Origin of the sequence: Cytobacillus sp. FSL R5-0377 (assembly GCF_038004385.1) — a bacterium.
Lineage (GTDB): Bacteria > Bacillota > Bacilli > Bacillales > Cytobacillaceae > Cytobacillus.
Window position 1 is genome coordinate 3,012,169 of sequence record NZ_JBBORA010000001.1, and the last position, 15,124, is coordinate 3,027,292.

Below are 15,124 nucleotides of genomic sequence, written 5' to 3' on the forward strand. Positions count from 1 at the left end.
AGAAAGGAAGAAATAAATGCAATCTTATACTACACATATTCTAACACAATTAAAAAATGGCCATCTTTCAATTGAGGAAGCCGAAGAACAATTGAAGGGATTTACAGATTACGGATTTGCGAAAGTGGACGATGAGCGTGAATTCAGGCAAGGATTTCCTGAGGTGATCTTTGGGGCAGGTAAAACAGCAGAGCAAATTTTACATATATTTAAGCATTTGGTTTATAAGGGAAAGACCGTTTTAGCTACAAGGGTTGACGCCAAATCTGCAGAGGAAGTATGCAGGCAGGTGGAGGGAGCTGAGTATGACTCATCCGGCAGAACACTACTATATAAGCCTGAAGGTTATGAGCTGAAAACGGAGAAGAAAATAGGCGTTATCTGTGCAGGAACTTCTGACATTCCTGTAGCCCGGGAGGCAGAAGTGACGATTGAAGCTATGGGACATCATTACGCAAGTTTTTATGATATCGGAGTAGCTGGAATCCATCGCTTATTTGCACAAATGGATGAGATTAAAAAATGTGATGTATTGATTGTTGTAGCAGGAATGGAGGGGGCACTTCCCAGTGTTGTCGGGGGCTTGGTCTCTTCTCCGGTTATAGCTGTTCCAACCAGCATAGGATATGGGGCACATTTAAATGGCATTACATCATTGTTAAGCATGCTTAACACTTGTGCTTCCGGCGTCACGGTCGTGAATATAGACAATGGATTTGGTGCAGGCTATTCAGCTTCTTTGATGCTAAGAATCTGAACTTTAAAAAAGGGGGTAGCTGTAATGAACATATTATTTATTGATTGTGGTATTTCGGGCATTGCCGGAGATATGTCCCTGGCAGCCTTCACTGAATTGGGCGTTGATTTATCAATTATAGAAAGAAAGCTTAAATCTGTGATCAAAGAAGAGTTTTCGTTAGAGACAAAAAAGGTTGTAAAAAAGGGAATTTCCAGTACGGAATTAATCATTCATACAGAAGAAGAGAAACACTCTCACCGCCACTATACACACATAAAAAAAGCAATAGAAGAATCAGACCTTGAAGAGACTGAAAAAGAAACGGCCTTTAAAATGTTTGAAACGATAGGGTTAGCTGAGGCTAAAATACATGACAGCACTCTCGAGAAGGTGCATTTCCATGAAGTTGGAGGTGTAGACTCCATGATTGATATTATAGGGACCGCGATTGCTTACAATGCATTAAACATTGAAAAAGTAGTCTGCACTCCGGTTGCTGCAGGAAATGGATATATCAATATTGCGCATGGCCTTTATCCTGTGCCAGCCCCGGCAACCTTGGAGATTCTAAAAGATATTCCTTTGCGGAGAACTGACATTCAAAGTGAATTGACGACACCCACTGGTGCTGCCATTGTCCGTACCTTGGCCAATGAGTTCGGCAGCATGCCTTCCATGAAAGTCCGGAAAATTGGATATGGTGCAGGAACAAAGGATTTTAAATCCCACCCAAATGTTGTCAGGTTTGTGATTGGAGAGCAATAAGAGGAGGAAGTGTCCAAATGAATATACATAACAGTTTAGTCAAAGAGCAAAGGCTCAAGGAAATACTTTCAGAGATGGAACGGATTATTATTGCATTTTCAGGAGGGGTAGATAGTACCTACTTATTAAAGGTGGCTGTGGATACTCTAGGCAAAGAAAATGTGCTGGCTATTACAGCTGACTCAGAATCTTTTCCTCCTTCTGAGCTCGAAGAAACTATTCGAATTGCCAATGCAATTGATGCCCCGCATCAAATTATTAAGATGTCTGAACTCTCGATTCCCGGATATTCGGAAAATGATTCAAACAGATGCTATTACTGTAAAAAGGGACTGTTTGAGAATTTGTATCCAATTATGATTGAAAAAGGTTATCATAACCTGACTTTTGGCCTCATTAAAGATGATTTAGGAGAACATCGGCCTGGTGTGAAGGCTGCTATTGAAAAAAATGTAAGAGGCCCTCTGGCCGAAGCTGATATAACGAAAGAAGATATTAGGATCCGCTCTAAGGAGCTGGGACTTGATACATGGGACAAACCCTCACTTGCATGTTTATCCTCCAGAATAGCATATGGTGAAACAATCACAATTGAGAAGCTGAGGAAAGTGGATGAGGCAGAGCAGTTTATTAAGGGATTTGGAATCAAGCAGGTCCGTGTCAGAGTTCACCATGAAATTGCAAGAATTGAAGTGGATCCGTCAGATATGAATGAACTCTTAAAGTATCATAAAGAAATCTCTGTGCAATTAAAATCGATTGGATTTAAATATACAGCTATGGATCTGGCTGGGTATAAGAGCGGAAGCATGAATAAATTGCTGGAAGGAACAGCTTTATAATGAAGGAACTTAACTGTATTGGAAAAATGGAATTTTGCAGCTGGGGGAATTTAGATGCTTGAAGGCGGATTATTTTCTATATTATTGCTTGGCTTCACATTAGGAATAAAACATTCAACAGAGCCTGATCACGTTATTGCTGTTTCAACAATTGCAAGCCAGACTAAGCGTTTAGTTCGCTCTTCACTCTCAGGTATCTTTTGGGGGCTGGGGCACACGTTAATGCTCCTGTTAATGGGCATTACGGTAATTGCACTTAATCAGCATATTCCTGGCAATCTTGCTCTTTCTCTTGAATTGGCAGTGGGCATAATGCTTATATATCTTGGTTTTACTGGTTTTAAGGACCATAAACAGTTAAAGACCAACACACAGCATTTTCACAAGAAGTCTTTTATCATTGGAGGAATTCATGGTCTGGCTGGAAGTGCCGCTTTAGTTCTATTAACAACTGCACAGGCTCAAACTGAGATGCAAGCTTTTCTATTCATCCTCATTTTTGGAGCAGGGACAATTATTGGCATGCTGCTCTTTACTACTGTTCTAGGATTGCCCTTTTTGATTACTTCTAAAGCTCAAAAGAAAATACACTTAAATCTCATAAGGATCTCTTCAGCAGCAAGTGTGCTATATGGGATTTATTATATTTTTGAGGTTGGGAGTGAATTATTTCTTTAAAAGTTTTTCTTATTTGGATTTGCCTCAGGATTATATACAAAAAAGCCTATGCTTGCATATTACCGGCATAGGCTTTTTTTTATGGAATTTTAAATGAGCTAGCCGGTGGATGGAGGGCTCTAGGAGTGGATACGCTTTTTGAGCTGGTTAATTTCTGTTTCGTGGACTCCGCTTTTTTTACTTAGGTGTTCAATATCAATTTTTGTACCCATCAATGTATCGGAAATTATATGGAAGGTCTCTTCATGCTGATCCAGCTTTGTTTCAATATGTTTAAAATGGCTTCTGAATTCGGTGGCATTGTTCTCTATCTGCTTAGAAAGTTTATCAACGTTATTTTCAACATTTCCAAGCCTGCTTTCAACATTTCCAAGTCTGTTTTCGACATTCCCGAGCCTGCTTTCAACATTTCCGATCCTGCTTTTAACATCAGATATTTCATGGTCAATCGAATCAAACCTCTTTGAATGGTCCTTCAATGTAGTTAAAATTTCATTAAGAATCTTCTCCAATTTTCTCACCTCCTTTTCGACATTATACCACATGCCACTGAATTTCATGCTGATAGGAAGGCGCCCGGCAGCATTTTTCAACAATGTTCATAAACATTTCATAAAGATTGTCTGCTTGATAAATTGACCAATTTTATCACAACATAATGGAAGGTAAAAGGGAGAACTACATTCCTTTAATGCCGCAGTTTACTGTCATTTACAGGCAGCAACCTTCATGCTATACTCACTGACGGTAAAAATCGAATAGAAGACCCGGAGGGCGAAGAAATGGGTAAGAATAGAAGAGGATTTACATATAGTACAAACGCGGATAGGCTGCTTGAGTATCTATATGTTTTTATTGGGTCAGGAATCGTGGCGATTGCGTTTAATATGTTCCTGCTGCCCAACCGAGTTGCTTCAGGCGGGGTAAGCGGAATCAGTACTATTCTGGATGCTGTTGCCGGCTGGGAGCCGGCATATGTTCAGTGGGCATTTAACATTCCGCTTTTTATTGCCGGAGTCCTTTTGCTCGGAAAGCAATTTGGGGTTAAAACCCTGGCAGGAACCATTTTTCTGCCTTTTGTCGTTTTTCTGACAAAAGATTATGAACCATGGACAAATGATCCGCTGCTGGCTTCTCTGTTTGGCGGAATTGGAGTCGGCCTGGGTTTAGGAATTGTTTTCAGGGGTAAAGCATCAACAGGAGGGACAGACCTTGCAGCACAGATTATTAACAAATATACAGGTTTGTCTCTTGGCACTTGTGTTGCCATTATTGATGGGCTGATTGTGCTGTCAGCTGCTCTTATTTTTGATATAGAGCAGGGTTTATATGCCTTGATCGCTTTATATGTAACAAGTAAAACAATTGATCTCATCCAGCTTGGTTTCAGCAGGACGAAGATGGCGTTAATCATAACGGAAAAACAAAGTGATGTTCGTGAAGGAATTTTGAATAAAATTGACCGCGGTGTGACAAAACTATCAGCATACGGCGGTTATACCGACCATGAACGTCCGGTCCTGATGTGTGTGGTGGATCAGACGGAGTTCACAAAATTGAAACAACTGGTTCAAACCATTGATCCTACTGCATTTATCATTGTTACGGATGCTTCCGAGGTGTTGGGCGAGGGTTTCAAACGAGCGTAGCGTTGGTATAATATAGCTGTACTTAGTATTTTTTCCTGAGGGGGAATTATAGGTGAAAAAGAAGCTATTGGCACTACTGATGGGTACATCTTTAGTTCTTGCAGCCTGCGGCGGAGGAGACGATGCTGCTGAAGACAAGGACACTTCTACAAACGGCGGCGGTGAAACAACAACTGATACGGCTGACGCTGGTGATGCACAAAAGCTTTTTGAACAGAAATGTTCAAGCTGCCATGGTGCAAATCTTGAAGGCGGTGTAGGGCCTGCTCTTGATAAAGTCGGTGCAAACCTATCACAGGAAGATATTGAAAACATAATAGCCAACGGTAAAGGAGCTATGCCTAAAGGATTGCTTCAAGGTGAAGAAGCTTCTGCTGTAGCGTCTTGGCTGGCAGGTAAGAAATAAGAGGGTTCGAATGAAAACGTTCTGTTTACCAGGGCGTTTTTATTTTTTCGATTACTCTTCTTAATGGACACCGCATATCAGGCAAAAGTGAAAACAAGCCGCGTCAAAACCAAAGATATCCACGGAAAAACTAGCAACATCATAATCCAAGAAAGACTCCCCGCAGCAGCCAAAAAAGGTGTTAAAAGCATTAAATCCTGAAATAGTTAAACTCTCACCCTCAGTGTTGCCTATTTTCAACTTTACACAATTTATGACAAATATCGAGTCAATTTCAATATGAAAAAAGAAGGAAAAATCAGTCGATTCAGAAAGTAAACCACTAGGATATTAAAGAAAATAAGGAAGAAAGTAACAAAAGTATCAGGATTGAAAAGAAACTGTAATATTTTTTTCCGTTAATTTGACAACTTATGATGTTATAATGGGTTGTGTGAGAATTTTAGATGGCTAATTAGGTAGTATTTACAAGTATTTTGTCATCCTCTATGTCGAAAGGATGTCGTTTTTTAGCGAAAAAAGCCGTCGGTCTATTAAATTCTTAATACACACTAGATTGCTAGGTGATATATATGATCGAAATGAAAGACGTATATAAGAGGTACCCCAATGGTGTTACAGCTGCCAGCGGGATTGATATCCATATTAAGCAAGGTGAGTTTGTTTATGTAGTGGGACCGAGTGGAGCCGGTAAATCCACTTTTATTAAAATGATGTACCGGGAAGAAAAGCCTTCGAGCGGAACGATAACCATTGACGGAGTGAATTTGGCTACATTAAAGAATTCAAAAGTGCCGATTATGCGCCGTAAGATCGGTGTCGTTTTCCAGGACTTCAAGCTCCTCCAGACACTGACTGTTTATGAGAATGTTGCTTTTGCTCTTGAGGTGATCGAAGAGCATCCGAAGAATATAAAAAAACAAGTCATGGAGACATTGGATCTAGTAGGTTTAAAACATAAGGCAAGGATGCTTCCTACTGAACTGTCAGGCGGAGAGCAGCAGCGTGTTTCCATCGCCAGATCAATCGTTAACTCTCCAAAAGTCGTAATTGCGGACGAGCCTACAGGAAACCTTGACCCGGATACTTCATGGGAGATCATGAATATCTTCGATGAAATCAACACGCGAGGAACAACTGTGGTCATGGCAACTCATAATAAAGAAATTGTCAACACGATTAAACACCGCGTTATAGCCATTGAAGGCGGAAGAATTGTGCGTGACGAGCAAAGAGGTGATTACGGCTATGAAAGCTAGAACATTGGGCCGGCACTTCCGCGAAAGTTTTAAAAGCCTCGGGCGAAACGGCTGGATGACGTTTGCTTCGGCAAGTGCAGTCACAGTAACCCTCATTTTAGTTGGTGTATTTTTCGTCATTATGATGAATCTCAACAAGGTGGCTACAACCATTGAAGAGGACGTAGAAATCCGCGTTCACATCGATGTTGCTGCAAATGAGCAGGATCAGGAAGTTTTACGGCAGAAAATCGAAGGATTAACCGAAGTAAAAACAGTTGAATATTCAACTAAGGAAAAAGAGCTTGATAGTTTAATAGACAGCCTTGGTGAAGAAGGAGAAGCCTTCAAACTGTTTGAACAGGATAATCCGCTGAACGATGTATTTATCGTAAAGACGAAAAACCCGGAAGACACAATGAAAGCTGCGAAGCAGATAGAAAAAATGGAATATGCCGCAAAAGTAAAATATGGGCAGGGACAGGTTGAAAAGCTATTTAACTTTATCAATGCCGGCCGAAATGTTGGCCTTGTTTTAATTATCGGCCTATTATTTACTGCCATGTTCCTGATTTCCAATACAATTAAAATTACGATTATGTCGCGAAGAAAAGAAATCGAGATTATGAGATTGGTAGGAGCAACCAATTCCTTCATTAGATGGCCATTCTTCCTGGAAGGTTTATGGCTTGGATTGCTTGGATCGATTATTCCGATTGTACTTGTTTCAACGGCTTACTATTATGCCTTTGATTATTTGGCTCCTAAGCTAGAGGGACATTTTATCAAGCTGCTGGAATTTAGTCCATTTGTTTATCAGATTTCCGGACTGCTTATCCTGATGGGGGCACTCATTGGTGTATGGGGAAGCTTGATGTCAGTCAGAAAGTTCCTGAAAGTTTAAAACCAGCTTAGAAGGCCCTGCGGGGGGAACCTGTCCAGGCGCCTTCAAGCCTCATAATAATAGACGGTTCAGACGTGTTAAATGTTTCAGACATAGTAAAAAAATAAAACGATTGACCTGTACATATGGTGTTCATTGAAAGGAGAAATCGGAAATTGAAGAAATCCATCATCACATTATCATTAGCTGCCGTTCTGGGTTTTGGCAGCATAACAGTTGGAATGCCTATTGAGAAGGCATCTGCAGCAAATAAACTAAACGATCTAAACAGCCAAAAGGAAAAAATTAACCAGCAGCGTTCCGGAGTAGAATCAAAGTTAAACGATACAGACAAAAAGATCAGCGAAAACCAGGGCGAGCAGCAGTCAGTACAAAGTGAGATTGAACGTCTGGATAAAGCGATCAGTGATGCATTAGCAAAAATTGAAGAAAAGAATCAGGAAATTGCAGATTCTAAAAAAGAAATAGAAAAGCTTGAAGCAGAAATTAAAGTATTAGTAGAGCGCATCAAAAAGCGTAACGAACTATTAAAAGACCGTGCACGCAACTACCAGGAAACTGGCGGAATGGTGAGCTATATTGATGTTTTAATGGGTGCGCAAAGTTTTGGAGACTTTGTTGAACGCGTTGGAGCAGTTGCAACAATCGTAGAAGCTGACCAGGATATTCTAAAAGCGCATCAGGCTGATAAAGACGAGCTTGAGAAAAAACGGGCTCAGGTAAAAGAAGAGCTTGCATCATTAGAAAAAATGCGTGCTGAGCTAGAAAACATGAAAAAGAGCTTAAATGCTCAAAAAGCAGAGAAAGATAAACTACTTGCATCTCTGAAGCATAAAGAAGAGGAAATGCATGCTCATAAGCTTGAATTGGCAGAAGAAAATGAAATCCTTGCAGCACAGGAAGCGGCTATTCAAAAAGCGATCAAGCTGGAGCAGGAAAGACAAGCTGAAGCAGCAAGACAAGCTGAACTTGCAAAACAAAAGGCGGCAGCAGATGCGGCGGCTAAGAAGAGCAGCTCACCATCAGCAGGAAGTGGCTCATCGTCTGACAGCGGCTCATCAGGCAGCCCTCAGGTTACACCACCTTCCGTATCAAGCGGTGCCTGGACAAAACCGGCTTCAGGAAGACTTTCCTCAGGCTTTGGCGGCCGTTCATTAGGCAATCACTTTGGAGTAGACATTGCTTCAGGCGGCACAGTTCCGATTGTGGCTGCAGCAGATGGGGTTGTTATCCGTTCTTATTACTCCAGCAGCTATGGAAATGCAATTTTCATTGCTCACTCTATAGGCGGGCAAACTTATACTACCGTTTATGCTCATATGAGTAGCCGTTCTGTCGGCTCTGGCCAGACTGTTTCTAAAGGCCAGCAAATCGGCATCATGGGGAATACGGGACAATCTTACGGCCAGCATCTTCACTTCGAACTTCACAGAGGTTCTTGGAATGCAGGCAAAACAAATGCAATTAATCCAGTTGGCATCGTGCCTCTATAAAAAATAGTGTTAAGTGGAAGGAGCATAGCTTCTTCCACTTTTCTTTTACCCGCAAAGAGGGTCTTTAATCCTATGTGACGTTTGTTTTTAAAATAGTCTGCAGCAAAAGAAATCATAACTCGTCCATGCCAGACATAGGATGAAATAAGCGAAGACATCCCGCTCCCTTTGCGGGTTGTTTTTATTTATGAAAATCGGGGATGGCCGCAGGCGCTGAAAATATACGGGAAATGGAGCAACCGGAAAGGGAGATGACGATGAGCAGAAAATGGATCGCCGTGCTGATGACGGGATCATTGCTGACAGGGGCGGGTGGCACATATGCAGGCATGCAGTGGCTGGCAAAGGAGACTCCGCAGGCGGAAGCCCCAAACCAATTAATAGATTCCAAGGATGGAAAACAAATTGAACAAGAGAAGATTGAAAAGATGGAAACGGCCTATCAGCTGATTTTAAATAGCTATGTGGAAAAAGTAGAGGAAAAGCAGCTTGTGGAGGGAGCCATCCAGGGCATGCTTGCAACCCTGGAAGACCCATACTCGGTTTATATGGATGAAGAAACCGCAAAGCAATTTAGTGATACATTGGAATCTTCTTTTGAAGGAATCGGGGCGGAAGTCAGTATGGTGGACGGAAAAATCATTATTGTGGCTCCTTTTAAAGACTCACCGGCTGAAAAAGCAGGGTTGAAGCCAAAAGATGAAATCTTAAAAGTAGACGGAGAAAATGTGAAGGGTCTTGATTTATATAAAGCGACCATGAAGATCCGTGGAAAAAAAGGCACAAAGGTAGAGCTGGAAATTGCGCGACAGGGATTAAAAGAGCCTATAAAGGTGGATGTGAAAAGGGATGAAATTCCTCAAATTACCGTTTACTCAGAAATTAAGAAGGAAAGAGGAAAAAAGGTCGGGTATCTGGAAATTACCTCATTTTCCGAAGATACATCCAAAGAATTTGCAAAACAGCTGAGTGAGATGGAGCAGGAAGGGATCGAAGGGCTTGTCATCGATGTGCGCGGAAATCCCGGTGGCCTATTGACTTCTGTTCAGGAAATCCTGAAGGAACTGGTTACGGCTGAAAAACCTTATTTGCAAATTCAAAAACGGAACGGGGAGAAGATGAGGTATTTCTCCACACTTGAAAAGCCAAAAGCCTATCCGATTGCTGTGCTAGTTGATAAAGGGAGTGCATCGGCATCTGAGATTCTTGCCGGTGCATTAAAGGAAGCTCAGGGTTATACGATTATCGGTGAAAACTCATTTGGAAAAGGGACTGTTCAGCAGCCTGTTCCGATGGGTGACGGCAGCAATATAAAGCTCACTTTATTTAAATGGCTGACGCCGGACGGAAATTGGATTCATAATAAAGGAATCAAGCCTACCCTGGAGGTGAAACAGCCGGACATCTATCAAACTCATCCTTTGCAGGTGGAAAAGCCTTTGGAAATCGATATGAATAATGAAATGGTGAAGAATGCACAGGAAATCCTGGCTGGCCTTGGATATGCACCGGGCAGGACAGATGGCTATTTCAATGATTCCACTGCAGCAGCAGTCAAAGCCTTTCAACGGCAAAGAGAAATGGAAGCAACCGGCCGGATAGACAAAAAAACCGCAGCAGCACTTGAAGCGGCCGCGATCGAGGAAATAAAAAAAGACCAGAATGACCTTCAGCTGCAAACAGCTCTGAAATATATCGCAAAATAAAATTGGTGACAGGCACCACCCGAATATTGTCGAATTAAAGCAGGAGGAATTTTCCTTCTGCTATTTTTTATTTAAAATGAGATTGTAATAGGTTTTGTAAGATGCTTTTGGTAGAATATAGAGTAATAGAGTTTACTGTTGTTTACATAATTCATGAGAATTTATTAATAGAGGCTGGTGGCAAGTTTGATAGAGGAGTGGATTTTTGAGTTTTTTAAAGGAATGGGAAAGCTGCTGCTGAATCCGGTATTTTATTACCTGTTTTTTGTGGCTGCCTTTCTGGGGGTTTCCCGGATAAAGCGTGAGCGCAACGACTTTTCTGTCCGCGTTGAAAATGCCTATTTTGAGCTGAGGCAGCTTCTTCCGCTTGGAATTCTGGCTGGTCTTGCAGTGAGCGTGGTAATGGTGGGTGCAGGTCTTGTTCTGCCATTGGAGACGATTGTGTTTACCGCAGCTCTTACATTCCTGTGGAGCTTTACAGCGAAAGTAAGATGGATGGCTCCTGTTTATACGCTGGGCTTTGCTTTTTTCGCAACAATGTTCGCTCTTGAACAGCAATGGCCATTGCCGTCATTCGCCCAGTCGTCATTAGATCTTGGCTCTTCCATCTTCCCATCCATCACTGTTCTTCTTGCACTTCTTGTAATTACGGAAGGATTCCTGATTAAAAGAAATGGCCGAAAAAGCACATCTCCCCGCCTTGTAAGGAGTAAACGGGGACAAACAATAGGCATTCACGAATCCAAAAGGATTTGGATGGTGCCTGTGTTTCTATTGATTCCGGGAGAAGCTCTGCAGCTTCCGTTTGAGTGGTGGCCACTGATCCCGATGGGCGGCGAAACGTATTCGCTCATTCTTGTTCCTTTTTCGATCGGGTTTCATCAGCGAATCCAGGGAACACTTCCTAAAGAAGCAACAGCGCTGCATGGACAAAGAGTCACTGTGTTTGGCATACTGCTTTTGCTGATTTCATCTGCAGGCTTCTGGTATCCGCTTGCAGCAGTAGGTGTAGCGGCCCTTGCTATTATCGGGCGTGAATTCATTTCCCTCCGCCAGAGAATGGCAGAGGATCAGGCACCGTTTTTCTTTTCCAAGCGCAATCAGGGAATCATGGTACTTGGAGTAGTTCCCGATTCCCCGGCTGATAAAATGTCTCTCTCAGTGGGAGAAATTGTTACAAAAGTCAATGGTGTAAAAATCCATGATGAGAAAGGCTTCTATGAAGCTCTGCAAAAGAATGGGGCTCACTGCAAGCTAGAGGTATTTGATGTGAACGGACAGGTTCGTTTCGTTCAGCGTGCTCTTTACGAAGGGGACCATCACGAACTGGGGCTTTTGTTTGTGCAGAATGAGAAGAAGTGGGATAGTGAAGCGGTATAGAAAATTTATGCTGTGAATTTTGGATTCGGGACGGCATTTAAATAAAGCAATGTGCAGTTGAATGGCTTGGCACTGCACTTTTGCTCTGATGTAATCATTACTATGTCAAAGTTGAAATAAGTTATCAAGGTATCCACTTTAGTTAAGGGATGCCTTTTTATTTTTATAAAGCATTAATAGAAAGAGTTGTATCTTTGTAAAAGGCGGGTGATCAAGCTAGTCATAAGAGATTAAGCCTAAGTGGCAGTTTTTTGTTCTGGCTCGTTTAGCAAGTTCTGGACGGCACTCTGTATGTGGCGAATATCATTAAGAATTTGTTTTTTTATTTTTGCATTCTTACAGCGATCCATTTCAGCTATCAATAAAGTCAGTTCTTTCTTGAAAATATCTATCGTACTCATAAGTTGTTCACTCCTGGCTTATAAGTAGAGTTTGCGGATTATAGTTCTTTGTACCCTTTCGGGGGTATGTTTAAACAAAAAATGGGATATATTTGTGTGAATGTATCTATTGTGTGTTTATGAAACTATCCGAAACCTTTTCAATTCCTAATCGTAATAGAGGTAGCATCTTCGTAGGAGTATACAGGCGAATATGATATTCTTTAGTTAATCCATTTAAAGAAAAAGGTGACATTGTGGCAAAGAAAAAATTGCACTACTGGACTTTGCAATTGCTGATTATCTTAACCATTATCTATGTATCAACAAAAATTTCATTTCTGTTTGAACCTGTCGGCATCTTTGTATCTACTCTATTCTTTCCAATCATTATATCGGGATTTCTATATTTCTTATTGAACCCGCTGGTTAGATTGCTGCAGCGCTATAAAGTTCCAAGAACGGCAGCAATTTTAATCATCTATGCAGCGGTGATCGGTTTAGTCATGCTCGTCATTGGCAATATTGCTCCGCTTATCAGCAGACAGGTTACAGAATTATTCAATGATCTGCCGGAATATGCGAAAACGACAAGAGATTTTGTTAATACAATGTCTAACACGGAAGAGTTCAAATGGTTTTTGGCACAGGATTACGTATCGATACAAGAAATTGAAGCACGCATTATGGATTACGCCAATACGCTCCCAAGCCGTTTGACTCAGGGAGTAGCCGGCATTGTGAGCCTGGTCACGAATATTGCCATTACGATTGTAACGGTGCCATTCCTGTTATTCTATATGTTTAAAGATGGTGATAAATTTCCTGCAGCTGTTTCGAAGTTTCTTCCTGCTTCTTACAGAGAAGAAGGGGTTAAAACGCTTAAGGAAACAGGTGAGACCCTTTCTTCCTATATTCAGGGACAGATCACAGTCGCATTATTTGTGGGTACTCTTTCATTTATCGGCTATTTAATCATCGATCTGCCGTACGCCCTGGTTATGGCTTTGATTGTGGCTATAACTAATATCATACCTTATGTCGGACCGTTTCTTGGCGGTGCACCTGCCGTAATCGTTGCACTTTTTGACTCGCCGACAAAAGCCTTCCTGGTTGTCGTAGTCATCGTGATCGCCCAGCAGATTGAAGGGAATGTGCTTTCTCCGCTGATTCTCGGAAAAACATTAAACACACATCCGGCCACGATTATCATCCTGTTGCTGGTTGCAGGCAATCTTGCCGGAATACTCGGCATGATTCTTGCGATCCCTACCTATGCTGTGACCAAAACAATTGTTTTAAATACAATAAGGTTCCTAAGGGCGAGGAAAGCAGCACGGCTCGAGGAGAGGGTTACGTAAAGATGGAAAAGCTCCTTTGCATGAAGGAGCTTTCAGCTTGTAGACAAAGTCTGCTTTGCAGACCACGTCTACAAGCTTTTTTTGTATAATTAGATTGAAAAGATTTTTTGTGGGGGATTCAAATGTTATCAAAACACGTAGAAGATGGAAGAAATCAAATAGAAATGGTCGCTCTTGACCAATTAGTGCCTGAAGATCACCTGGTTAGAAAGATCGAACAAGCTATTAATTTTGAATTCATTTATGACCTAGTAAAAGATAAGTATAGCTTAGACAATGGGAGACCTAGTATTGACCCTGTTGTCCTTGTTAAAATGGTGTTCATTCAATATCTATTTGGCATACGCTCGATGCGTCAAACAATTAAAGAGATTGAGACCAACGTAGCCTATCGTTGGTTTATTGGGTATGGGTTCACAGAGAAAGTTCCTCATTTTTCAACCTTCGGTAAAAACTACGCACGACGCTTTCACAATACGGACCTTTTTGAACAAATCTTCTATCGTATCTTAAAAGAAGCCATGACAAAGGGATTGGTCGACCCATCAGTTGCTTTTATTGATTCTACCCATGTAAAAGCGAATGCGAATAAAAAGAAGTTTGAGAAGAAAATAGCTCGTGTTGAAACAAGAAGTTACCAAGCTCAGCTAGATGAAGAAATTAATATCGACCGTGAGGAACACGGAAAAAAGCCCTTCCCCCCACAGAATAAAGAAGAGTCAAAAGAAATAAAGGTCAGTACAACAGATCCTGAAAGTGGCTATTATGTAAAAGATGAACGGGAGAAATTATTTGCTTATTCATTTCATACAGCATGTGATTCTCGTGGGTTTATCTTAGGTTCTCTTGTCACTGGTGGAAATGTTCATGATAGTCGCATGTTAGACCAACTCGTCACTCAAGTCAGGGATAAAGTTGGAAAGCCTGAATCTATCGCAGTTGATGCTGGATATAAGACACCCCACATAGCAAAATTCCTTATGGATCAAGAGATTAGACCCGTTATGCCCTACACTCGTCCGAGAACAAAAGACGGATATCTTAAAAAGTACGACTACGTATATGATGAACATTTTGATTGCTATATTTGTCCTGAAGGACAAATCCTTCCTTACCGCACAACGACTAGAGATGGCTACAAACAGTACACTTCAAATCCACAAAAGTGTAAAGAATGCCCTCTTTTAGAACGTTGTACTCAAAGCCAAAATCACACTAAAATGATTCATCGGCATTTATGGCAGGGTTACATAGATGAAGTGGAACATCTGAGACATACCGAACTGAATAAAACGTTATATGCAAAGCGCAAAGAAACGATCGAACGTGTCTTTGCGGATGCAAAAGAAAAGCATGGCATGCGTTGGACGACCCTAAGAGGGCTTAAAAAAGTTTCAATGCAGGCGATGCTTACTTTCGCTGCTATGAACCTTAAGAAACTGGCAAATTGGACATGGCGAGGACCATGTCCAGCTTAATTATTGAGGTATGCCAACTGAAAAATATGATAAAACCCCAGTTTCACAAAATGAAACTGGGGTTTGTCTACGGTCTGAAAGCTCCTTTGCATGAAGGAGCTTTTT

General features: G+C 41.4%; 15 protein-coding genes. 13 read left to right on the forward strand and 2 right to left on the reverse strand.

Annotated elements, in window-relative coordinates; genetic code table 11:
* Positions 1–16: 16 nt before the first annotated feature.
* The 4 genes from larB to NSQ49_RS15320 are packed head-to-tail and all read left to right on the forward strand — an operon-like array spanning position 17 to position 3,024.
* Positions 17–757, forward strand: a complete 741-nt coding sequence (gene larB / locus NSQ49_RS15305) for a nickel pincer cofactor biosynthesis protein LarB (RefSeq protein WP_159863727.1) — start codon at positions 17–19, stop codon at positions 755–757.
* Positions 758–781: 24 nt separating this feature from the next.
* A complete protein-coding gene (locus NSQ49_RS15310; protein ID WP_159863726.1) occupies positions 782–1,504 on the forward strand; it encodes a LarC family nickel insertion protein in 723 nt (240 codons plus the stop codon).
* A gap of 17 nt (positions 1,505–1,521) precedes the next feature.
* The gene (larE, locus tag NSQ49_RS15315; RefSeq protein WP_251284061.1) at positions 1,522–2,346 is read left to right on the forward strand and encodes an ATP-dependent sacrificial sulfur transferase LarE; all 825 of its coding nucleotides are present in this window, start codon (positions 1,522–1,524) and stop codon (positions 2,344–2,346) included.
* Positions 2,347–2,400: 54 nt separating this feature from the next.
* Positions 2,401–3,024: a HoxN/HupN/NixA family nickel/cobalt transporter gene (locus NSQ49_RS15320; RefSeq protein ID WP_159863724.1), complete on the forward strand. Its 624-nt coding sequence runs from the start codon at positions 2,401–2,403 to the stop codon at positions 3,022–3,024.
* A gap of 119 nt (positions 3,025–3,143) precedes the next feature.
* Here the strand turns inward: NSQ49_RS15320 and NSQ49_RS15325 are convergent, their stop codons facing one another.
* Positions 3,144–3,536, reverse strand: a complete 393-nt coding sequence (locus tag NSQ49_RS15325; RefSeq protein WP_251284060.1) for a hypothetical protein — start codon at positions 3,534–3,536, stop codon at positions 3,144–3,146.
* 270 nt (positions 3,537–3,806) lie between these two features.
* Between NSQ49_RS15325 and NSQ49_RS15330 the strand changes: the two genes are divergently transcribed.
* From NSQ49_RS15330 to NSQ49_RS15360, 7 genes are all read left to right on the forward strand, one after another.
* Positions 3,807–4,673: a YitT family protein gene (locus NSQ49_RS15330; protein WP_159863722.1), complete on the forward strand. Its 867-nt coding sequence runs from the start codon at positions 3,807–3,809 to the stop codon at positions 4,671–4,673.
* A gap of 52 nt (positions 4,674–4,725) precedes the next feature.
* Positions 4,726–5,079, forward strand: a complete 354-nt coding sequence (gene cccB, locus NSQ49_RS15335; protein WP_159863721.1) for a cytochrome c551 — start codon at positions 4,726–4,728, stop codon at positions 5,077–5,079.
* A gap of 572 nt (positions 5,080–5,651) precedes the next feature.
* On the forward strand, positions 5,652–6,338 hold the full coding sequence (gene ftsE, locus NSQ49_RS15340; RefSeq protein ID WP_159863720.1) for a cell division ATP-binding protein FtsE: 687 nt from the start codon (positions 5,652–5,654) through the stop codon (positions 6,336–6,338).
* Positions 6,328–7,221: a permease-like cell division protein FtsX gene (gene ftsX / locus NSQ49_RS15345; RefSeq protein WP_159863719.1), complete on the forward strand. Its 894-nt coding sequence runs from the start codon at positions 6,328–6,330 to the stop codon at positions 7,219–7,221. Before ftsE ends, ftsX begins: the two co-directional genes overlap by 11 nt.
* Positions 7,222–7,376: 155 nt before the next feature.
* Positions 7,377–8,714: a murein hydrolase activator EnvC family protein gene (locus NSQ49_RS15350; RefSeq protein WP_341070806.1), complete on the forward strand. Its 1,338-nt coding sequence runs from the start codon at positions 7,377–7,379 to the stop codon at positions 8,712–8,714.
* A gap of 257 nt (positions 8,715–8,971) precedes the next feature.
* Entirely contained in the window at positions 8,972–10,420 is a 1,449-nt protein-coding gene (locus NSQ49_RS15355; protein WP_251284118.1) for a S41 family peptidase, read from the forward strand.
* A gap of 186 nt (positions 10,421–10,606) precedes the next feature.
* A complete protein-coding gene (locus NSQ49_RS15360) occupies positions 10,607–11,800 on the forward strand; it encodes a PDZ domain-containing protein (RefSeq protein ID WP_251284059.1) in 1,194 nt (397 codons plus the stop codon).
* Between the two features lie 236 nt (positions 11,801–12,036).
* Here the strand turns inward: NSQ49_RS15360 and NSQ49_RS15365 are convergent, their stop codons facing one another.
* Positions 12,037–12,201, reverse strand: a complete 165-nt coding sequence (locus tag NSQ49_RS15365; RefSeq protein WP_159863715.1) for a hypothetical protein — start codon at positions 12,199–12,201, stop codon at positions 12,037–12,039.
* 236 nt (positions 12,202–12,437) lie between these two features.
* Here NSQ49_RS15365 and NSQ49_RS15370 point away from each other — a divergent pair, with 236 nt between their 5' ends.
* Positions 12,438–13,541: an AI-2E family transporter gene (locus tag NSQ49_RS15370; protein WP_159863714.1), complete on the forward strand. Its 1,104-nt coding sequence runs from the start codon at positions 12,438–12,440 to the stop codon at positions 13,539–13,541.
* A gap of 122 nt (positions 13,542–13,663) precedes the next feature.
* Positions 13,664–15,019, forward strand: a complete 1,356-nt coding sequence (locus NSQ49_RS15375; RefSeq protein WP_251285007.1) for an IS1182 family transposase — start codon at positions 13,664–13,666, stop codon at positions 15,017–15,019.
* The last annotated feature ends 105 nt before the right edge of the window (positions 15,020–15,124 follow it).

What these genes read in the sequence shown, in the direction of transcription:
- ftsE (WP_159863720.1), top strand. Translation starts at nt 5,652, where the DNA reads ATGATCGAAATGAAAGACGTATATAAGAGGTACCCCAATGGTGTTACA.
- NSQ49_RS15320 (WP_159863724.1), top strand. Translation starts at nt 2,401, where the DNA reads ATGCTTGAAGGCGGATTATTTTCTATATTATTGCTTGGCTTCACATTA.
- NSQ49_RS15365 (WP_159863715.1), bottom strand. Translation starts at nt 12,201, where the DNA reads ATGAGTACGATAGATATTTTCAAGAAAGAACTGACTTTATTGATAGCT.
- NSQ49_RS15330 (WP_159863722.1), top strand. Translation starts at nt 3,807, where the DNA reads ATGGGTAAGAATAGAAGAGGATTTACATATAGTACAAACGCGGATAGG.
- NSQ49_RS15355 (WP_251284118.1), top strand. Translation starts at nt 8,972, where the DNA reads ATGAGCAGAAAATGGATCGCCGTGCTGATGACGGGATCATTGCTGACA.
- larE (WP_251284061.1), top strand. Translation starts at nt 1,522, where the DNA reads ATGAATATACATAACAGTTTAGTCAAAGAGCAAAGGCTCAAGGAAATA.
- NSQ49_RS15310 (WP_159863726.1), top strand. Translation starts at nt 782, where the DNA reads ATGAACATATTATTTATTGATTGTGGTATTTCGGGCATTGCCGGAGAT.
- NSQ49_RS15375 (WP_251285007.1), top strand. Translation starts at nt 13,664, where the DNA reads ATGTTATCAAAACACGTAGAAGATGGAAGAAATCAAATAGAAATGGTC.
- larB (WP_159863727.1), top strand. Translation starts at nt 17, where the DNA reads ATGCAATCTTATACTACACATATTCTAACACAATTAAAAAATGGCCAT.
- ftsX (WP_159863719.1), top strand. Translation starts at nt 6,328, where the DNA reads ATGAAAGCTAGAACATTGGGCCGGCACTTCCGCGAAAGTTTTAAAAGC.